Raw genomic sequence first — 19,302 nt, forward strand, 5'->3', positions numbered from 1 at the left:
CCTGCCAGGCACCGTTTTGGGGGCAAGGTCGATACAGCGGAGTTACACGGGGAATGCGAAAGATGAGGCCGGAAAAGCGCGAAAGCGGATCGCGCGCCCGGGTGGGTGCTGCGGGACGGCGGTGAGGGGGCGCGCGAGGCGCGCCCGGGGGCTTACATGCGGAAGTGCTCGCCGAGATAAACGCGGCGCACGTTCTCGTTCTCGATGATCTCGCCGGGTGCGCCGGCCGCGAGGACGCTGCCGTCGCTGATGATGTACGCGTGATCGCAGATGCCGAGCGTTTCGCGCACGTTGTGGTCGGTGATCAGCACGCCGATGTTGCGCTGCTTGAGGAACTTCACGATCTTCTGGATTTCCAGCACGGCGATCGGGTCGACGCCCGCAAATGGCTCGTCGAGCAGGATGAAGCTCGGATCGGTTGCGAGCGCGCGCGCGATTTCGACGCGCCGGCGTTCGCCGCCCGAGAGCGACAGCGCCGGATTATCGCGCAGATGCGCGATTTGCAGCTCCTCGAGCAGCGCTTCGGCGCGCTCGGTGATGACGTCTTTCGACAGACGTTTGCCGTTGCCATCCACCTGCAGTTCGAGCACTGCGCGGATGTTCTCCTCGACGCTGAGCTTGCGGAACACCGAAGCTTCCTGCGGCAGATACGAAAGACCGAGCGCCGCGCGCTTGTGGATGGGCAGAAGGCTGATGGACCGGCCGTCGAGGTCGATCTCGCCGGCATCGAGCGGCACGAGACCCACGATCATGTAGAACGACGTAGTCTTGCCGGCGCCGTTCGGGCCGAGCAGCCCGACCACTTCGCCGCTCTTCACGTCGAGCGAAACGTCCTTGACGACGGTGCGCGAGCCATAGCGCTTCTTCAGGTTGCGCACGACGAGCGTGCTCGTCTTGCCGGCCAGCTGGCGGCCGTAGCTTTGGGGGGCGGTAACGGTATTCACTGTGGCGGCGCTTCCTGCAGCTTGGTGGACGGCGTGAGCGCGGCCGGGGCGCCGGCGGGTGGCTGTGCGCCGGTAGTGGTGTTGCGCGGCGAGAGCATGGCGCGAACGCGGCCGCCGGGGTTGCCGGGACCTGCGACGTCCTTTCCGGAGCGCGCCGTATAGAAGTCGTTCTGGCCGTCATACGTGACGACGCTGCCGTGGACCTGATCCATCACCGTCGAGAGGCCCTGCAGACGGCGCACCGTGGCGCGCGTCGTGAGCGTGGTGAGGTCCTGCTTGCCGTCGTAATCGATGCGCTCGGCCGTGCCGTCGACGTATTCGTCGAGGCCTTCGCGCTTCTGGCGGAAGTAGGCGAGCTTCTCGGCGGGCGTGCCCGGCGCGACGGTGCCGGTCGCGAACTGGTAGCCCTGCGGGTCCTGCGTGACGACGAGCTTGTCGGCCTTGATGAGGATCGTGCCCTTGGTGGCGACCACGTGGCCCGTGAAGACGGTCTGCTGCTTCAGATCGTCATACGTCATGTTGTCCGCTTCGATATTGAGCGGCTTGTCCTTGTCGGCGCGTTCGGCGTGGGCCGCGGGCGCGAGGCCGGCGAACAGCAGCGCGCTGGCGAGCGCCATCAGCGCCGCGAAGCGTGCGCGGCGCGCGTCGGGCGAACGGCCGTTCATTGGACGGGGAAGCGAATCGTTCATGCAATCGTGCCTTGCGTGGACGGCCCGGCGTTCAGGACGAGCCGCCGGAGTCAGCCGGGGCGATGGCTCCACGGACGTTGCCGAAGAGCTGGATGACCCGGGAGACATTGTTGTAGTTCATGCCGCTGGTGGCCGTCATGACCGACTGGCCGCGTCGAAGTTTAACCGGCTTTTCGGTCAGGATCACATCGTCGTTCACGAGCACTTTGAAATGCTCGGAATCAGCCTGCATTTCGGGATCGCCAGCGCCAGCCGCGCGCAGAATGCGCGCGTTGTCGTACAGGTTGACGATCGAGGCGTCGGCGTTGACCGTGCCGCGCAGCCCGGTGGCCGTGACAATCGGCTTGCCGGGCTGGAATGCGCGTACGGCCGGGTTCGTGAGGTCGCTGTTCTCGTCGTCCTCGTAGTGAACCATGTGCGTGGCCGTGAGCCGGTACTGCGTGGCGCCCGACTGGTCGAGCTCGGACACCGAGAAGTTGTCGGCGAAATAGTCGGGCGTATGCGTGGGCGCACGCGGCGCCGCCTCCTTCTCGCGCGGCTGGACGGCCTGCAGCAGCCACCACGTGAAACCGGCGAGCGCGGCGACGCACACGAGCGGCACGAGCGAAGTGAGGCGGAACTTCGGGTTCATCGCGGCATCCCGGCGAGCGGCGCGCAGGCCTCGGCGAGCAGGGCGTCGTAACGGTTCTGCGCGCGCAGGATCAGGTCGGTGACTTCGCGCACGGCGCCGTGGCCGCCCACCTTGTCGGACACCCAGTGGGCGCGCGAGAGCACGTCCGGATGGGCGTTCGCGGGCGCGGCCGCGAAGCCGCACTGGAGCATCACGCCGAGGTCGGGCCAGTCGTCGCCCATGTAGCCGCACGCTTCGGGCGCAATGCCCGTCTGCGAGAGCAGCTCGGCGAACGCGACGCGCTTGTCTTCCGCGCCTTGCCACAGGTGTGTGATCTTCAGTTCCTTCGCGCGCACGGCGACGATCTCCGAGCGGCGCCCCGTGATGATGGCCGTGTCGACGCCGGCTTCGCGCAGGAGCTTCGCGCCGTGGCCGTCGAGCGAGTTGAACGCCTTCATCGTGTCGCCCGCGCCGGTGAAGAGCAGGCCGCCGTCGGTGAGCACACCGTCGACGTCGAAAATCATGAGGCGCACACGCGCGGCGCGCGCGGTTGCGTCGAGTGGGGTAGCCATCAGATCACCTTCTTGGAGAACAGGTCGTGCATGTTGAGGGCGCCGATCAGCGTGCCCTCGGCATCGACGACCAGCATCTGATTGATGCGATGGCGCTCCATCAGTTCCACGGCTTCGACGGCAAGTTGGTCCGGGCCGATGGTGCGCGGGCCTTTCGTCATGACCTGCGCGATCGGCAGGTCGCGGAAATCGCCCACGCGCTCGAGCACGCGGCGCAGGTCTCCGTCGGTGAAAATGCCTTGCACGTGGCCGTCGGCGTTGACGACCGCCGTCATGCCCATGCGCTTGGCCGTGAGCTGGAAGAGGGCGTCGCGCACGGTCACGTCGTCGCGCACCTTCGGGATTTCGTCGCCCGTGCGCATCACGTCGCGCACGTAGGTGAGCAGGCGCCGGCCGAGCGCGCCGCCCGGATGCGAGCGCGCGAAGTCGTCGGCGCCGAAGCCGCGTGCGTCGAGCACCGCGACCGCGAGCGCGTCGGAGAGCGCGAGCGCCGCCGTCGTGCTGGCGGTGGGCGCGAGGTTCAGCGGGCAGGCTTCTTTCTCCACGCCGGCGTCCAGATGCACATCGGAGAGCTGGCCAAGCGTCGACTGCGGGCGATTGCCCGTCATGCCGATGAGCTTCGCGCCAATGCGCTTGACGAGCGGCAGGATCGCCACGAGTTCTTCGGATTCGCCGGAGTTCGACAGGCCGATGAAGACGTCGTCGGCGGTGACCATGCCGAGGTCGCCGTGGCTCGCTTCCGCCGGATGCACGAAGAACGCCGGGGTGCCCGTGGAGGCCAGCGTGGCCGCGAGCTTGCGGGCAATGTGGCCCGATTTGCCGATGCCGGACACGACCACGCGTCCGCGGCAGCTGAGGATAAGGTCGACCGCGCCTACGAAGTTGTCGTCGAGCCGGTCGCGAAGCCCGCGCACGGCGTCCGCTTCGATGTCGAGCACGTTGCGAGCGAGCTTCAGCGCCCGGTCGCCATTGATTTTCGCTATCATCCGCGGAGTATAGCAAAGGCGTCTGCGCGCCGCGCCAGCGCCCCCCAGCGCCAAAACCCCGTGCGCGAGCCGCCGGGCTTGCCCAGTCGTTTCTCCGTAGCCCTTCCCATTTAGCCCGTTATTAATGTAAACAGGCCCTAGCCGCCCTTGCGTCGATGATTGACCCGGCGCGGGGCAGAATTTGCATCGCCGGTAACAACGCAGACGAACGAGGACGCTTCACACGATGATCTCCCCGCTGGAAATGACGCTGTTCCTGCTGCTCGCCTCGGTGGTTGGCGTCGTGCTGTTTCGTTATCTGAATCTGCCGCCGATGCTCGGCTACCTCACGGTGGGCATTCTCGTGGGCCCGCGCTCGCTCGGCATCGTGCCGGACACGCATGGCGCGCAGAACCTGGCTGAGTTCGGCGTCGTGTTCCTGATGTTCTCCATCGGCCTCGAGTTCTCGCTCTCGAAGCTGCGCGCCATGCGCTACGCCGTGTTCGGCCTCGGGCTTTCGCAGGTGCTCGGCACGATCGTGGTGGCGCTCCTGCTCGGGCTCGCGCTGGAGCCGTGGGTGCATATCACGTGGCAGGCCTGCGTGGCGCTGGGCGGCGCGCTCGCCATGTCGTCCACGGCCATTGTCAGCAAGATGCTGTCCGAGCGGCTCGAGATCGAATCGGAGCATGGCCGCAACATTATGGGCGTGCTGCTGTTCCAGGATCTGGCCGTGGTGCCGCTTCTGATCGTGATCGCGGCGTTCGGCGGCTCGTCGGCGTCGCTCGTCGAGTCGCTCGGCACCGCCGCCGTGAAGATCGTGCTCGCGCTCGGCATTCTGCTCTTCGTCGGGCAGAAGTTCATGACGCGCTGGTTCAACGTGGTCGCGCGCCGCCGCTCGCAGGAGCTGTTCGTGCTCAACGTGCTGCTCGTCACGCTGGGCGCCGCGTTCATCACCGACAAGTTCGGCCTCTCGCTCGCGCTCGGCGCCTTCATTGCGGGCATGCTGATCGCCGAAACGCCTTACCGGCACCAGGTGGAAGAGGACATCAAGCCGTTTCGCGACGTGCTGCTCGGCCTGTTCTTCGTGACTACGGGGATGCTGCTCAACCCGCACGTCATCTGGCAGCACCCCATCATGGTGGCGGCGTTCTTCCTCGGGCCGGTCGTGCTCAAGGCCGTGCTCATCACGGCGCTCACGCGTATTTTCGGCGCCTCGCCGGGCGTGGCCATGCGCACGGGTCTTGGCCTCGCGCAGGCCGGCGAATTCGGCTTCGTGCTGCTGAACCTCATTCTCGACAAGCATCTGGTCGACGCCACGCTGCTCCAGGCGATCCTCGCGGCCATGCTGCTGTCGATGCTCGCCGCGCCGTTCCTCATCCAGAACGCCGATCGCATCGTGCTGCGCCTGTCCTCGACGGAATGGATGCAGCAGTCGCTGATGATGACGCGCATCGCCACGCAAAGCATCAAGCAAAGCGGCCATGTGATCGTGTGCGGCTACGGCCGCGCGGGGCAGAATCTCGCGCGCATGCTCGAATACGAAGGCCTTTCGTACGTCGCGCTCGACCTCGACCCCGACCGCGTGGCCGCGGCCGCGGCGGCGGGCGAGTCGGTGGTGTTCGGCGACGCGGCGCGGCGCGAATCGCTCGTCGCCGCGGGCATCCACCGTGCGGCCGCCGTGGCGATCACCTATGCCAACACGCAATCGGCGTTTCGCGTGCTCCATCACATTCACGAGCTGGAGCCGACCTTGCCCGTGATCGTGCGCACGGTGGACGACGCCGATCTCGAACGCCTGCTCGCCGCGGGCGCGACCGAGGTGATTCCGGAGATCGTGGAAGGCAGCCTGATGCTTGCCTCGCACATGCTGGTGCTGATGGGCGTGCCGATGCGGCGCGTGGTGCGTCGCGTGGAAGAGTTGCGCGACGAGCGCTACAGCCTCCTGCGCGGCTACTTCCACGGCACCGACGATGTGGGCGAGGACGGTCACGAGCAGGTGCGGCTACAATCCGTACCGGTCGACGAGCGCGCCGACGCCGTGGGCCGCACGCTCGCGGAACTGGGCCTGTACGAGCTCGGCGTCGAGGTGACGGCGATCCGCCGCCACGGCATTCGCGGCGTGGAACCGGACCCATCGACCAAGCTGCGCGAGGCCGACATCGTCGTGCTGCGCGGTCTGCCCGAGCAGCTCGCGCAGGCCGAGGAGCGGCTTTCGCGGCATCGCAAGCCGGGGGCTGCCGGCGCGGGCGCGGCGGCGGCCTGATACGCCGTCGTTGTCACCTTCGCTGCCGCAATCGCGAGACTGCGCCAAGGGGTTCTGCCCCGTTTAAATAGCTCCACCGTTCTTTATCCAGCCACTACCCGGAGAAATCATGTCCAACGCACCTGCGAACCCGAGCGCTGAAGCCGCCCAGTTCGTGAACAGCCTGATCCGCACGGTGCCCGACTGGCCTCAGCCGGGAGTGCAGTTCCGCGATATCACGCCGCTCATCGGCCATCCGAAGGGCCTGCGCGTGCTGATCGACCTGTTCGTCGAGCGCTATGTCGATGCGAAGCTTGACTACGTGGCAGGGCTCGACGCGCGCGGTTTCATCATCGGGCCGATCGTCGCGTATGAGCTGAACGTGGGCTTCATTCCGATCCGCAAGATCGGCAAGCTGCCGTACAAGACCGTTTCCGAGACCTACAAGCTCGAATACGGCGAAGCGACCGTCGAGATTCACGAGGACGCCTGCGGCAAGGGCGACCGCGTCGTGATCGTCGACGACCTGATCGCCACTGGCGGCACCATGATGGCCGGCAAGCTGCTGCTCGAACGCCTCGGCGCGAGCGTGGTGGAGGGCGCCGCGATCATCGATCTCCCGGACCTGGGCGGCTCGAAGCTGCTCACCGATGCAGGCCTGCCGCTCTTCACCGTGACCGCCTTCGGCGGGCACTGAAACCCGAACGCACACCGCCACGAGTCGACTCATGCCGAATTTCGCGCTCTTTCTCGCCACCTCCATCGCCATCACGTTCGCGCCCGGTCCCGACAATCTCCAGGTGCTCGCACGCGGCATTTCGCAGGGCCGCGCCGCCGGTCTCGTGGCCGCGCTCGGCTTCGCCGCGGGCGTGACGTTCCACACCACGCTCGCCGCACTCGGCGTGGCCGCCGTGCTGCGTTCTTCGCCGCTCGCGTTCCAGATCCTCAAGCTCGCCGGCGCCGCGTATCTCGTGTGGATCGGCGTGAAGGCGCTGCGCAGCCAGGGTCTCGCCGCCGCCGGCGACAGGCCGCGCCAGCCGCTCTCCGCGATCTTTCGCCAGAGCGTGCTCGGCAACATCATGAATCCGAAGGTGACGCTGTTCTTCGTCGTGTTCCTGCCGCAGTTCGTCGACCCGCATGGCGCGCAGCACGTCACGCTGCAGATGCTCGAGCTCGGCCTCGTGTTCATGGCGCAGACGGTCGTGGTGTTCTCCGTCTTCGGGCTGTGCGCGGGCACGATCGGCGGCTGGTTGAAACGACGCCCGCGCGCGGGCGTGTGGCTCGACCGACTCGCCGGCGTCACCTTCATCGCCATCGGCGTTCGCGTCGCCCTGCGCGACTGATCTACGGAGTCCTGATCGATGACCTTGCCTTGCATTACCGACGCGCGGCGCTTCGATGCTGGCGCGCATCTGCCGTTTCATATCGGCGACGAGCGCGTGGGCTGGATACGCGAGAACGACGTGGCGCGGCTCGCGCGCTGGCCCGACGTGTTCGAAATCGACGGCGATGCGCATAGCGCGCGCGTGACGCTCGCCCCGCACTTCGATAGTGTCGAAGCACGCAGTGCGGCGCTTGGCTCGGTGATCGGCGCACTCGCGGCGGAAGGACACATTCCGGGCTGGCGCAACGAAACCTACGCGATCCGCAATGCCTTCGACGCGCCGCCGCTCGCCTTTATCGAACGCGCGGCCTCGCGCTTTTTCGGCACGATGACGTACGCGGTGCATCTAAACGGCGTCGTAGAATACGGTGATTCCGGTGTGGCCGGCTTAGGTGCCGCCGGCTCAGGGTCGCGCGGCGCGCCGCAACTGTGGATCGCGCGGCGCAGCGACACCAAGGCCACCGACCCCGGCATGCTGGATAACGTCGTGGCGGGCGGCATCGGCTGGGGCTTCGGCATCGAAGCCACGCTTGTGAAGGAATGCTGGGAAGAGGCGGGCATTGCCGAGGAGCTGGCGCGCGAGGCGCGCGCGGGCCGCACCGTGCACGTGCTGCAGTCGCTGCCGGAAGGCACGCAGGCCGAGCAGATCTTCATCTACGATCTCGTGCTCCCGGCCGATTTCGTGCCGCACAACCAGGACGGCGAAGTGGGCGAGCATCGCCTCGCGCGCATCGACGAAGCCGCGCGCTGGATCGAGGAGGGCGCGATGACGGTGGACGCGAGCCTCGCGACACTCGACTGCCTGCTGCGCCGCCAATGGATAGACGAAGACGCGTGCGAGGGCATTGCCGCGATCTTCGAACCGCCGACGCTGTGAAAGGGCGCCGGTTCTCTTAGCAAAGCCCAAAGCCCTTTTAGCAACACCAAAGTATTGACGGGAGTTACCAAGGTCATGTCGACCGATCACAGCTTCATCCTCAAACTGTCGTGCGCCGACCGGCCTGGCATCGTGCATGCCGTGTCGGGCTTTCTGTTCGAGCGCGGCAGCAATATTCTCGACTCGGCCCAGTTCGGCGACAGCCACACGGGCGAGTTCTTCATGCGCGTGCACTTCCAGCAAGTGGGCGGCGACCCGGGCCTCGACGGCCTGCGCAGTGCGTTCGAGCCGCTCGCACAGGAATTCGGCATGCGCTGGGAGCTGCATGACGCGAACGTGAAGCCGCGCGTCGTCATCATGGTCTCGAAGATCGGCCATTGCCTGAACGACCTGTTGTTCCGCTATCGCACCGGCCAGCTGCCTATCGAGATTCCGGCGATCATCTCGAATCACAAGGACTTCTATCAGCTCGCCGCGAGCTACAACATTCCGTTCCATCACTTCCCGCTGCTCGGCGGCACTGAGGCCGACAAGGCAGCGCAGGAAGCGCGCGTGCTCGAAGTGGTGAACCGCGAAGGCGCCGATCTCGTGGTGCTCGCGCGCTACATGCAGATCCTCTCGCCGCAGCTTTGCAATGCGCTCGAAGGCCACGCGATCAATATCCATCATTCGTTCCTGCCGAGCTTCAAGGGCGCGAAGCCGTACTACCAGGCGTTCGACCGTGGCGTGAAGCTGATCGGCGCGACGGCGCACTATGTGACGTCCGATCTCGACGAAGGCCCGATCATCGAGCAGGAAGTCGAGCGCGTGGATCACAACATGACGCCGGACCAGCTCACCGCCATTGGCCGCGACGTGGAATGCGTGACGCTCGCGCGCGCGGTGAAGTGGCACGTGGAGCATCGCATCGTGCTCAACGGGCACAAGACGGTCGTGTTCCGCTGATCTTTCGTTGATCGCGTGCGACACCATGCCGTAGCGTGTTCCATGACGCGCTACGGCTTTTCGAACTATTCTTATTGCTCTCCGGCGCGTTCGCATGCATGCGATTTTTCTTCCGCGCCAACTCGTTCCCTCGGTATTACTCCTTAAGTTCTAGTGGCGCATCGTCGCGCACTCCCTGCGGAGAATAGTCCGCACCTTTCGTCTTTCCTACTCTTGTCACGTCAACTAAACGACAAGAGGGAAATTCATGAAAGCCGCCCCATCCCCGCAGGCGGAACCTGTAGCCGATAGCCGAGCCTGGCGCGTGCTGGGTTCGAGCACCTTCGCGTTCACGATCTGCTTTGCCGTCTGGATGATGTTCGCGATCCTCGGCATTCCGCTCAAAAAACAGCTTCACCTCACCGATACCGAATTCGGCCTGATTGCCGCGATGCCCGTGCTCACCGGCTCGCTCGCCCGCGTGCCGCTCGGCATCTGGACCGACCGCTTCGGCGGGCGCATCGTCTTCTTCATCACCATGCTCGTGACCGTCGTGCCGATCTGGCTCGTCACGTACGCGACGCAACTGTGGCAATTCCTCACGCTCGGCCTGTTCGCGGGGTTCGCCGGCGCATCGTTCTCAGTCGGCACGCCCTATGTCGCGCGCTGGTTCCCGAAGTCGCGCCAGGGTCTTGCCATGGGCATCTTCGGCGCAGGCAATTCGGGCGCCGCGCTCAACAAGTTCGTGGCGCCGGTGCTGATCGTCGCGGCCGGCACGTGGACCATCGTGCCGAAGGTCTATGCCGTTGCGATGCTCGCGACGGCGCTGCTGTTCTGGATGTTCTCCGCGAGCAACCCGGCGCACCGCGTACCCGGCACGCAGAGCGTTGCGAGCCAGATGCGCGTGCTTGCTGACCCGCGCGTGCTGCGCTATGCGCAGTATTACTCGGTGGTGTTCGGCGGCTATGTCGGCCTCGCGCTGTGGATGCCGCAGTACTACGTGAACCAGTACGGCTTCGGCATCGAGCAGGCCGCGTTTCTCGCTGCGTGCTTCTCGCTGCCCGGCGGCGTGCTGCGTGCGCTAGGCGGCTGGCTCTCCGACCGCTATGGCGCCTATCGCACGACGTGGGCCGTGATGTGGGTCGCGCTCGCGTGCTTCTTCCTGTTGAGCTATCCGCCGACCGACTTCACGATCCACGGCGCGCATGGCCCGCTCGCTCTGCATATCAGCACGGGACCGGTGTTCTACACGGTGCTGATGTTCGTCGTCGGCATTGCGATGGCGGTGGGCAAGGCCTCGGTCTTCAAGTTCATCGGCGACGAGTACACCGACAACATCGGCGCCGTCTCCGGCGTCGTGGGGCTGGCGGGCGGTCTCGCGGGCTTCGTGCTGCCGATCCTGTTCGGCCTGCTCGTCGACCTCACGGGCGTGCGTACCACCTGCTTCATGCTGATGTTCGGCGCCACCGTGGTGAGCCTGCTGTTCATGCACTTCTCGTTCCGCCCCGAAGCGCTCGCCCACGGCAGCGCGAAGCTCGCGCGCAAGGTTAGCGCCGCGACGCCGGCGCCGAAGGAAACCACGTACTCCGAATGATCCAACCTGCGCCGCGCGTGCGGCGCCTACCGAACGAGCACAATCATGTCCAAGTATCTCCTGACCCAATGGGAGCCCGAGAACACCCGGTTCTGGCAGGCTTCCGGCGAGCAGATCGCCACCCGTAACCTGTGGATTTCGATTCCCGCGCTGATGCTGGCGTTCGTGGTGTGGTCGCTGTGGAGCGTCACGGTCGTCAATCTCGACAAGGGCGGCTTTCACTTCACGAAGAACGAACTCTTCTGGCTCACGGCGCTGCCCGCGCTTTCGGGCGCCACGCTGCGCATCTTCTATTCGTTTCTCGTGCCGATTTTCGGCGGCCGCCGCTTCACGGCGATCTCCACGGCGAGTCTCCTGATCCCGGCCTTCGGCATGGGCTTCGCGCTGCGCGATCCGTCCACCTCGTATTCGACGCTGCTCGTGCTTGCCCTGCTGTGCGGTCTTGGCGGCGCGAACTTCAGCTCGTCGATGGCGAACATCAGCTTCTTCTTCCCGAAGGCGCGCAAGGGTTTTGCCACCGGCCTCAACGCGGGCATCGGCAACCTCGGTGTCTCGCTCGTGCAGTTCGTCACGCCGATCGTCATCTCGACGGCCGTGTTCGCGGGCCTGCTTGGCGACGGGCAGACCTACGTGAAGGACGGCGTCGAGCACAGCATCTGGCTACAGAACGCGGGCTTCGTGTGGATTCCGCTCATCGTTGTTTCTTCGTTCGCCGCGTGGTTCGGCATGAACGACATCGCCGATGCAAAGGCCTCGTTCCGTGAGCAGGCCGTGATCTTCCGCCGCGCGCACAACTGGATCATGTGCTTTCTCTATGTCGGCACGTTCGGCTCGTTCATCGGTTTCTCGGCCGGCCTCGCGCTTCTCACGAAGGCCGAGTTTCCCGCCATCAACCCGACTGCATGGGCCTTCCTCGGGCCGCTCGCTGGCGCGCTCACGCGCCCCGTTGGCGGCTGGATCTCGGACAAGCTCGGCGGCGCGCGCGTCACGCTCTGGACCTTCCTCGCGATGATCGTCGCGGTGATGGGCGTAATCGTGTTCCTGCCGGGCGGCGCGCTGGGCGGCGCACAGGGCAGCTTCGCCGGCTTCCTCGCGATGTTCGTCGTGCTGTTCGCACTCACGGGCATCGGCAACGGCTCGACCTTCCGCATGATTCCCGTGATCTTCCTCACGCAGCATCAACGCGCCGCGAAGGGCAAGGGCGATGAGGCGAAGCGCAGCGCGCTCGCCGAAGCGGGCAAGGAATCAGCGGCAGTGCTCGGCTTCGCGGGCGCAATGGGTGCATACGGCGGCTTCTTCATTCCGAAGAGCTTTGGCACGTCGCTCGACATGACCGGCTCACCGGTCGGCGCGCTTGTGTGCTTCATCGGCTTCTATGTGGTGTGCGCGGTGGTGACGTGGTTGTTCTATGCACGCCGCAACGCGTCCATGCCTTGCTGATTCGGATTAGTCCTTTGGGAGTAGCGCGAACTCTCCCGTTGATGAATGGGCAGGCACGCGCCTGCTCGCCATACTTGGAACGATACAGCTGCCCGTCGCCACGCTTGCAACGCAAGCGGACGGCGACAGGCACGATCGATCGATTCCAGCAGCAGTCCCGGAGAACCTGATGAGTTATTTTCTGGACCGGTTGAAGTTCATGTCGCGCGTGAAGTCGACGTTTTCGAAGGGCCACGGCGCGGTGGTGAACGAGGACCGCAAGTGGGAAGACGGCTATCGCAGCCGCTGGCAGCACGACAAGATCGTACGCTCGACCCACGGCGTGAACTGCACGGGCTCGTGCTCGTGGAAGGTTTACGTGAAGAACGGCCTGATCACGTGGGAAACGCAGCAGACCGACTATCCGCGCACGCGCGCTGACCTGCCCAATCACGAACCGCGCGGCTGCCCGCGTGGCGCATCGTATAGCTGGTACGTGTATTCGGCGCAGCGCGTGAAGTACCCGATGATCCGCGGGCGCCTGATCGAAATGTGGCGCGAGGCGCGCAAGACGCTCGACCCGGTCAAGGCATGGGCTTCGATCGTCGAGGACCCGAAGAAGGCGGCTCACTACAAGAGCGCGCGCGGCCAGGGCGGCTTCGTGCGCGCCGGGTGGGACACGGCCACCGAGATGATCGCGGCGGCCAACGCCTACACCATCGGCAAGTACGGTCCCGATCGCGTGGTGGGTTTCTCGCCCATTCCGGCAATGTCGATGGTCTCGTACGCCGCGGGCGCGCGTTATCTGAGCCTGATCGGCGGGGCGTGTCTGTCGTTCTACGACTGGTATTGCGACTTGCCGCCTTCCTCGCCGCAGGTATGGGGCGAGCAGACCGACGTGCCCGAATCGGCCGACTGGTACAACTCCACGTATCTCATGGTGTGGGGCTCGAACGTGCCGCAAACGCGCACGCCCGACGCCCACTTCTACACCGAGGTCCGCTACAAGGGCACGAAGACGGTCGCAGTGTCGTCCGACTTCGGCGAGATGGTGAAGTTCGGCGATATCTGGCTCGCGCCGAAGCAGGGCACCGACGCGGCGCTCGCGCTCGCGATGGGCCACGTGGTGCTCAAGGAGTTTCACGCAACGGCGAAGTCCGCGTACTTCCGCGATTACGTGAAGCAGTACACCGACATGCCGATGCTCGTCACGCTCGCGAAGCGCGATGGCGCGCTCGTGCCAGACCAGTTCCTGCGCGCGTCGCAACTCGCCGCGAATCTCGACGAAGCGAACAATCCGCAGTGGAAGACGCTCGCCATCGATTCGACCACGGGCGACATCGTCGCGCCGAACGGCTCGATCGGCTTCCGCTGGGGAGAAGGCGAGCACGACGGCGGCAAGAAGGTGGGCCGCTGGAACCTCGAAATGAAGGACGGCGGCAGCGGCCGCGAAATCGATCCGCGCCTTTCGCTCGTCGATCAGCATGACGAAGTGGTCGAGGTGGGCTTCCCGTACTTCGGCGGCGAACATGGCGCGCTGCTCGCGCGCCGCGTGCCCGTGAAGCGCGTGGCGCTGGCGGACGGCACGAGCGTACTGGTCGCCACCGTCTACGACCTGCAGATGGCCAACTACGGCGTCGACCAGGGGCTCGGCGGCCCGAACGTCGCGTCCTCGTATGACGACGACGTGCCCTGCACGCCCGCATGGCAGGAGAAGCACACCACGGTGCCGCGCAAGCTCGTGATCCAGGTGGCGCGCGAGTTTGCCGACAACGCCGACCGCACGCGCGGCAAGAGCATGGTGATCGTCGGCGCGGCGCTCAATCACTGGTACCACAACGACATGATCTACCGCGGCATCATCAATCTGCTGATGATGTGCGGCTGTATCGGCCAGAGCGGCGGCGGCTGGGCGCACTACGTGGGCCAGGAAAAGCTGCGTCCGCAGTTCGGCTGGGCGCCGCTCGCGTTCGCGCTCGACTGGTCGCGCCCGCCGCGCCAGATGAACGGCACGTCGTTCTTCTACAACCACACGAGCCAGTGGCGTCACGAGAAGGTGAGCCTGGACGAGATTCTTGGCCCGGGCGCGGACCGCGAACGCTACAAGAACCTGTCGATGCTCGACCTCAACGCGAAGTCCGAGCGCATGGGCTGGCTGCCTTCGGCGCCGCAACTGGGCGCCAATCCGCTCGACGTGGTGGATGCCGCGCAGCGCGCAGGCGTGCCGCCGGTGCACTACACCGTCGATCAGCTGAAGTCGGGCGCCCTGAACTTCGCCTGCGACGACCCCGACAATCCCGCGAACTTTCCGCGCAACATGTTCGTGTGGCGCTCGAACATCATGGGCAGCTCGGGCAAGGGGCACGAGTATTTCCTCAAGTACCTGCTCGGCACGCAGAACGCGCTGTTCGGCGACGAAGCCGATGCGATCAAGCCCGCCGAAGTGAAGGTGCGCGAAGCGGCCGAAGGCAAGCTCGACCTGCTCACGGTGCTCGACTTCCGCATGAGCACGACGTGCCTGTACGGCGATATCGTGCTGCCTTCTGCCACGTGGTACGAGAAGGACGATCTCAACACGTCGGACATGCACCCGTTCATCCATCCGCTTTCGGAGGCGGTGCAGCCGTTGTGGGAGAGCAAGACCGACTGGGAGATCTACAAGGTCATCGCGAAGAAGTTTTCGGAGATCGGCGGCGCGCATCTGGGCAAGCGCACGGACCTCGTGTGCACGCCGCTCATGCATGACACGCCGGGCGAACTCGGTCAGGCGTTCGAGCCGAAGGACTGGCGTCTTGGCGAATGCGATCTGATCCCGGGCAAGACCGCGCCTTCGATGACGCTGGTGGAGCGCGACTATCGCGAGATCTACAACAAGTTCACCTCCGTTGGGCCGCTGCTCGAAAAGCTCGGTAACGGCGGCAAGGGCATCAACTGGAACACCGTGCACGAGGTGGGCGAGTTCGCACAGCTCACGGGCATCCAGCAGAACCGCGGCGCGGCCGAGGGACGCCCGCGTCTGGAAACGGCCATCGACGCCGCCGAAATGATCCTCACCTTCGCGCCGGAAACCAACGGCCACGTAGCGGTGAAGGCGTGGGACGCGCTCTCGAAGATCACGGGCCGCGATCACACGCATCTGGCCGAAGGCCGCGAGCACGACAAGATCCGCTTTCGCGACGTGCAGGCGCAACCGCGCAAGATCATCTCCGCGCCTACGTGGTCGGGGCTCGAATCGGAAGAGGTGAGCTACAACGCGGGTTATACGAACGTGCACGAGCTGATTCCCTGGCGCACGCTCACGGGCCGCCAGCAGTTCTATCAGGATCACCGCTGGATGCTCGATTTCGGCGAAGGCCTCTGTAACTACAAGCCCGCCATCGACACGAAGACGACCTCGCCGATGCTCGGCGCGAAACCCAACGGCGAGCACGAACTCGTCCTGAACTGGATCACGCCGCACCAGAAGTGGGGCATCCACTCCACGTACACGGACAACCTGCGCATGCTCACGCTGTCGCGTGGCGGCCCGCACGTCTGGGTCTCGGAAGCCGAAGCGAAGGACGCGGGTCTCGTCGATAACGACTGGGTCGAGGTGTTCAACGTGAACGGCACGCTCACTGCGCGCGTCGTGGTGAGCCAGCGCGTGCCGCGCGGCATGTGCCTCATGTATCACGCGCAGGAAAAGATCATCAACGTTCCGGGCGCGGAAACGAGCGGCATGCGCGGCGGCATTCACAACTCGGTCACGCGCACGGTGCTCAAGCCCACGCACATGATCGGCGGCTACGCGCAACTGGCGTATGGCTTCAACTACTACGGCACCGTCGGCAGCAATCGCGACGAGTACGTGATCGTGCGCAAGATGAAGAAGGTCGAGTGGCTGGAAGGCCCGATGAAGGAAGGAGCAGCATCATGAAAATCCGCGCCCAGGTGGCGATGGTCCTGAACCTCGACAAGTGCATCGGCTGCCATACGTGCTCCGTCACGTGCAAAAACGTGTGGACGTCGCGCGATGGCGTCGAGTACGCGTGGTTCAACAACGTCGAGACGAAGCCCGGCATCGGCTATCCGAAGGAATGGGAGAACCAGGAGAAGTGGAACGGCGGCTGGGTTCGCAACCCGAACGGCAAGATCGAGCCGCGCCAGGGCCCGAAGCTCAAGGTGCTGGCCAACCTGTTCGCCAACCCGAACCTGCCTGGCATCGACGACTACTACGAGCCGTTCACGTACGACTACGAGCATTTGCAGAAGGCGCGCCTCTCGCAGACGCCACCCACCGCGCGCCCCGTGTCGGTCATCACCGGCAAGAAGATGGACAAGATCCATTGGGGTCCCAACTGGGAAGACGACCTGGGCGGCGAGTTCGCCTCGCGCAGCCGCGACAAGCTGTTCGAGAACGTGCAGAAGGAGATGTACTCGACCTTCGAGAACACCTTCATGATGTATCTGCCGCGTCTGTGCGAGCACTGCCTGAATCCCGCGTGCGTGGCGTCGTGCCCCTCGGGCTCGGTGTACAAGCGCGAAGACGACGGCATCGTGCTCGTTGACCAGGATAAGTGCCGCGGCTGGCGCATGTGCATCTCGGGTTGCCCGTACAAGAAGATGTACTTCAACTGGAAGAGCGGCAAGGCCGAGAAGTGCATCTTCTGCTATCCGCGCATCGAGGCGGGGCAGCCTACCGTCTGCTCGGAAACGTGCGTGGGCCGCATCCGTTATCTGGGCGTGATGCTTTACGACGCGGACCGCATCAGCGAGGCGGCATCGGTCGAATCGACGCAGGATCTGTATCAGTCGCAGCTCGACGTATTCCTCGATCCGCACGATCCCGCCATCCAGGCCGAGGCGCGCCGCCAGGGCGTGCCGCAGAGCTGGCTCGACGCCGCAGTGCGCTCGCCCGTATATCGTATGGCGGTCGAGTGGAAGATCGCGTTCCCGCTGCACCCCGAGTACCGCACGCTGCCGATGGTCTGGTACGTGCCGCCGCTTTCGCCGATCCAGTCGGCTGCGGACGCGGGCCATATCGGCATGGACGGCGTGATTCCCGACGTGGCGAGCCTGCGCATTCCCATGCGCTATCTCGCCAACCTGCTCACCGCCGGCGACGAAAAGCCCGTGATTTCGGCGCTCAACCGCATGCTGGCGATGCGCGCCTACAAGCGCACCCAGGCCGTGGACGGCGTGAACGACAACGCGGTTCTCGCGCGCGCGGGCCTCACGCCCGAGCAGGTCGAGGACATGTACCGCACCATGGCGATCGCGAACTACGAGGACCGCTTCGTCGTGCCGTCGTCGCACAAGGAAATGGTCGAGGACTCGTTCAACGAAAAGGGCAGTTGCGGCTTCTCGTTCGGCAACGGGTGTTCGGGCGGTGTTTCCGAGGGCTCGCTGTTCGGCTCGAAGGTCGAAGGCAGCGTGGTGTATGTCGATATGCCGAAGTCGCGTCGCAAGACGCCGTCTGAAGCTTGAGCGGGAGGACACAATCATGTCGATTTATCCGGTTCTCTCCGCGCTGCTCGACTATCCCGAGCAGCCCTTGCTCGACGCGCTCGACGAGATCGAAGCCGCGCTCGAAGCCCTGCCGAACGGCGCATTCGCCGCGCGCGAACTGACGCCGCTCATCGCGGCGCTGCGCGAGCGCTCGCTCGTCGAGTCGCAGGAAGCGTACGTGGCTACCTTCGACCGCAATCCGCGCCACTCGCTGCATCTGTTCGAGCACGTGCACGGCGAGAGCCGCGCGCGCGGCCAGGCGATGGTCGATCTGCTCGACGAATACCGCAACCATGGCCTCGACGTCGCGACGAGCGAACTGCCCGACTACGTGCCGCTCTTTCTCGAAGTGCTCGGCCTGATCGGCGAGGACGAGGCGCGCGCGCTGCTCGGCGAGGCGATTCACGTGCTCGCTGCGCTCGGCAATCAGCTCGAGAAGAGTGAAAGCCCCTACGCGGGCATCTTCACGGTGCTGTGCGAGCTGACCGATGTCGAGCCGCTGCCGCTCGTGGGCGCGCCCGTGCGCGACATGGACGAGGCGCTCGAACGCTTCGGCACCGGCGCGGACGGCGTGGAGCCACTCATGCACGCGTTCGGCGCGAGCAACGCGCCGCAGGTCGTTCAATTCCACCCGCGAGCGCAGTTTGCCGCGACCACTGCGGCTGCCTGCGCAAAGGAATCGCCATGAACACGTTCAGTCAGTTTTTGTTCGGCATCTATCCGTATATTGCCGCCGCCATCTTCCTGTTCGGCAGCCTCGCGCGCTTCGAGCGCGAGCAGTACACGTGGAAGGCGGACAGCTCGCAGTTGCTCTATCGCGGGCATTTGCGGCTTGGCAATATCCTCTTCCACGTCGGCGTGCTCGGGCTTTTCTTCGGGCATCTGTTCGGTCTGCTCACGCCCGTCGCTGTGTGGGACTGGCTCGGCGTGCCGCACGCGGTCAAGCAGCTCGTGGCGATGGTCGCCGGCGGCGTGATGGGCTCGATGTGTCTGGTGGGCCTCGCGATCCTGCTGCACCGGCGGCTTTCGAACGCGCGCGTTTCGGCCGTGACGCGCGTGGGCGACAAGGTGCTGCTGTTGTGGCTGCTCGTCACGCTGCTGCTCGGGCTGAGCACCATCGGCGAATCGGCGAGCCACATGGACGGCGCGATGATGGTGCGGCTCATGACCTGGGCGCAGCACATCGTCACGTTCCGCGGCGACGCCGCGAGCTTCGTGGCAGACGCGCCGCTCATCTTCCGCATGCACCTCTTCATGGGCATGACGCTGTTCGTGATCTTCCCGTTCACGCGGCTCGTGCACGTGTGGAGCGGGTTCGCCTCGATCACCTATCTCTCGCGCGCCTGGCAGCTCGTACGCAGCCGCTAGCGGCCAACGTTTGCCTCTGGACGGCCGTGGGGATGGCCGTTCTTCGCGGGGAGCGAGCCCACTCGCATTCCCCGCTTTTTTCACGATGTGTACACGCCGGGGGCGCGCAACGCGGTTCGCCGGGACTCGCCCGGGAGGCAGGCGATCTGACGCATAGTGTCGCAGTTGGCCGTGCAGACCGCGACATAGCGCGCGATCGGCCTCACTCCGTCAGATAATGTCGGTAT

The 19,302-nt window shown here is 65.4% G+C and carries 16 protein-coding genes; 11 read left to right on the forward strand and 5 right to left on the reverse strand.

The features are described 5' to 3' along the window. Window positions 1–152: 152 nt before the first annotated feature. From lptB to kdsD, 5 genes are read right to left on the reverse strand one after another with little or no spacing between them, the layout of a single operon-like run. Window positions 153–944 (reverse strand): LPS export ABC transporter ATP-binding protein, encoded by a 792-nt coding sequence (gene lptB, locus A3CW_RS0100820; RefSeq protein ID WP_028201863.1) that lies wholly within the window; start codon window positions 942–944, stop codon window positions 153–155. After that, entirely contained in the window at window positions 941–1,633 is a 693-nt protein-coding gene (gene lptA, locus A3CW_RS0100825) for a lipopolysaccharide transport periplasmic protein LptA (RefSeq protein ID WP_028201864.1), read from the reverse strand. The genes lptB and lptA overlap by 4 nt, the downstream gene beginning before the upstream one ends. Before the next feature lie 31 nt (window positions 1,634–1,664). Further along, on the reverse strand, window positions 1,665–2,264 hold the full coding sequence (gene lptC / locus A3CW_RS0100830) for an LPS export ABC transporter periplasmic protein LptC (RefSeq protein WP_028201865.1): 600 nt from the start codon (window positions 2,262–2,264) through the stop codon (window positions 1,665–1,667). Beyond that, window positions 2,261–2,815, reverse strand: coding sequence for a KdsC family phosphatase (locus A3CW_RS0100835; RefSeq protein WP_035512122.1), 555 nt, complete (start codon window positions 2,813–2,815; stop codon window positions 2,261–2,263). Before A3CW_RS0100835 ends, lptC begins: the two co-directional genes overlap by 4 nt. After that, on the reverse strand, window positions 2,815–3,801 hold the full coding sequence (gene kdsD / locus A3CW_RS0100840) for an arabinose 5-phosphate isomerase KdsD (protein ID WP_028201866.1): 987 nt from the start codon (window positions 3,799–3,801) through the stop codon (window positions 2,815–2,817). The genes A3CW_RS0100835 and kdsD overlap by 1 nt, the downstream gene beginning before the upstream one ends. A gap of 226 nt (window positions 3,802–4,027) precedes the next feature. On the opposite strand from kdsD, the gene A3CW_RS0100845 reads away from it, so the two are divergent. The 11 genes from A3CW_RS0100845 to narI all read left to right on the forward strand — a co-directional run bounded on the left by A3CW_RS0100845 (window position 4,028) and on the right by narI (window position 19,075). Beyond that, window positions 4,028–6,043, forward strand: a complete 2,016-nt coding sequence (locus tag A3CW_RS0100845; protein WP_028201867.1) for a cation:proton antiporter domain-containing protein — start codon at window positions 4,028–4,030, stop codon at window positions 6,041–6,043. 109 nt (window positions 6,044–6,152) lie between these two features. Beyond that, window positions 6,153–6,719, forward strand: coding sequence for an adenine phosphoribosyltransferase (locus tag A3CW_RS0100850; RefSeq protein ID WP_028201868.1), 567 nt, complete (start codon window positions 6,153–6,155; stop codon window positions 6,717–6,719). Window positions 6,720–6,750: 31 nt separating this feature from the next. Further along, window positions 6,751–7,365 carry a LysE family translocator gene (locus A3CW_RS0100855; RefSeq protein WP_028201869.1) on the forward strand — a complete coding sequence of 205 codons (615 nt, stop codon included), beginning with the start codon at window positions 6,751–6,753 and terminating at the stop codon, window positions 7,363–7,365. A gap of 18 nt (window positions 7,366–7,383) precedes the next feature. Beyond that, window positions 7,384–8,283, forward strand: a complete 900-nt coding sequence (locus A3CW_RS0100860) for an NUDIX hydrolase (protein WP_028201870.1) — start codon at window positions 7,384–7,386, stop codon at window positions 8,281–8,283. A gap of 75 nt (window positions 8,284–8,358) precedes the next feature. Beyond that, complete coding sequence (gene purU / locus A3CW_RS0100865) at window positions 8,359–9,228, forward strand: formyltetrahydrofolate deformylase (protein WP_028201871.1); 870 nt, start codon at window positions 8,359–8,361, stop codon at window positions 9,226–9,228. Window positions 9,229–9,475: 247 nt separating this feature from the next. Continuing rightward, entirely contained in the window at window positions 9,476–10,801 is a 1,326-nt protein-coding gene (locus A3CW_RS44775; protein WP_051481082.1) for an MFS transporter, read from the forward strand. A 45-nt stretch (window positions 10,802–10,846) separates the two neighbouring features. Next, window positions 10,847–12,241: a NarK family nitrate/nitrite MFS transporter gene (locus A3CW_RS0100875; RefSeq protein ID WP_028201872.1), complete on the forward strand. Its 1,395-nt coding sequence runs from the start codon at window positions 10,847–10,849 to the stop codon at window positions 12,239–12,241. Window positions 12,242–12,410: 169 nt separating this feature from the next. Beyond that, window positions 12,411–16,136 carry a nitrate reductase subunit alpha gene (locus A3CW_RS0100880; RefSeq protein ID WP_028201873.1) on the forward strand — a complete coding sequence of 1,242 codons (3,726 nt, stop codon included), beginning with the start codon at window positions 12,411–12,413 and terminating at the stop codon, window positions 16,134–16,136. Further along, window positions 16,133–17,686 carry a nitrate reductase subunit beta gene (gene narH / locus A3CW_RS0100885; RefSeq protein ID WP_028201874.1) on the forward strand — a complete coding sequence of 518 codons (1,554 nt, stop codon included), beginning with the start codon at window positions 16,133–16,135 and terminating at the stop codon, window positions 17,684–17,686. Before A3CW_RS0100880 ends, narH begins: the two co-directional genes overlap by 4 nt. Next, on the forward strand, window positions 17,676–18,395 hold the full coding sequence (narJ, locus tag A3CW_RS0100890; protein WP_407669684.1) for a nitrate reductase molybdenum cofactor assembly chaperone: 720 nt from the start codon (window positions 17,676–17,678) through the stop codon (window positions 18,393–18,395). Before narH ends, narJ begins: the two co-directional genes overlap by 11 nt. Continuing rightward, window positions 18,392–19,075 carry a respiratory nitrate reductase subunit gamma gene (narI, locus tag A3CW_RS0100895; RefSeq protein ID WP_028201876.1) on the forward strand — a complete coding sequence of 228 codons (684 nt, stop codon included), beginning with the start codon at window positions 18,392–18,394 and terminating at the stop codon, window positions 19,073–19,075. The genes narJ and narI overlap by 4 nt, the downstream gene beginning before the upstream one ends. The last annotated feature ends 227 nt before the right edge of the window (window positions 19,076–19,302 follow it).

It is taken from the genome of Paraburkholderia nodosa DSM 21604 (assembly GCF_000519185.1).
GTDB classification, from domain to species: domain Bacteria; phylum Pseudomonadota; class Gammaproteobacteria; order Burkholderiales; family Burkholderiaceae; genus Paraburkholderia; species Paraburkholderia nodosa.

What these genes read in the sequence shown, in the direction of transcription:
- lptA (WP_028201864.1), bottom strand. Translation starts at nt 1,633, where the DNA reads ATGAACGATTCGCTTCCCCGTCCAATGAACGGCCGTTCGCCCGACGCG.
- lptC (WP_028201865.1), bottom strand. Translation starts at nt 2,264, where the DNA reads ATGAACCCGAAGTTCCGCCTCACTTCGCTCGTGCCGCTCGTGTGCGTC.
- A3CW_RS0100835 (WP_035512122.1), bottom strand. Translation starts at nt 2,815, where the DNA reads ATGGCTACCCCACTCGACGCAACCGCGCGCGCCGCGCGTGTGCGCCTC.
- kdsD (WP_028201866.1), bottom strand. Translation starts at nt 3,801, where the DNA reads ATGATAGCGAAAATCAATGGCGACCGGGCGCTGAAGCTCGCTCGCAAC.
- A3CW_RS0100845 (WP_028201867.1), top strand. Translation starts at nt 4,028, where the DNA reads ATGATCTCCCCGCTGGAAATGACGCTGTTCCTGCTGCTCGCCTCGGTG.
- A3CW_RS0100850 (WP_028201868.1), top strand. Translation starts at nt 6,153, where the DNA reads ATGTCCAACGCACCTGCGAACCCGAGCGCTGAAGCCGCCCAGTTCGTG.
- A3CW_RS0100855 (WP_028201869.1), top strand. Translation starts at nt 6,751, where the DNA reads ATGCCGAATTTCGCGCTCTTTCTCGCCACCTCCATCGCCATCACGTTC.
- A3CW_RS0100860 (WP_028201870.1), top strand. Translation starts at nt 7,384, where the DNA reads ATGACCTTGCCTTGCATTACCGACGCGCGGCGCTTCGATGCTGGCGCG.
- purU (WP_028201871.1), top strand. Translation starts at nt 8,359, where the DNA reads ATGTCGACCGATCACAGCTTCATCCTCAAACTGTCGTGCGCCGACCGG.
- A3CW_RS44775 (WP_051481082.1), top strand. Translation starts at nt 9,476, where the DNA reads ATGAAAGCCGCCCCATCCCCGCAGGCGGAACCTGTAGCCGATAGCCGA.
- A3CW_RS0100875 (WP_028201872.1), top strand. Translation starts at nt 10,847, where the DNA reads ATGTCCAAGTATCTCCTGACCCAATGGGAGCCCGAGAACACCCGGTTC.
- A3CW_RS0100880 (WP_028201873.1), top strand. Translation starts at nt 12,411, where the DNA reads ATGAGTTATTTTCTGGACCGGTTGAAGTTCATGTCGCGCGTGAAGTCG.
- narH (WP_028201874.1), top strand. Translation starts at nt 16,133, where the DNA reads ATGAAAATCCGCGCCCAGGTGGCGATGGTCCTGAACCTCGACAAGTGC.
- narI (WP_028201876.1), top strand. Translation starts at nt 18,392, where the DNA reads ATGAACACGTTCAGTCAGTTTTTGTTCGGCATCTATCCGTATATTGCC.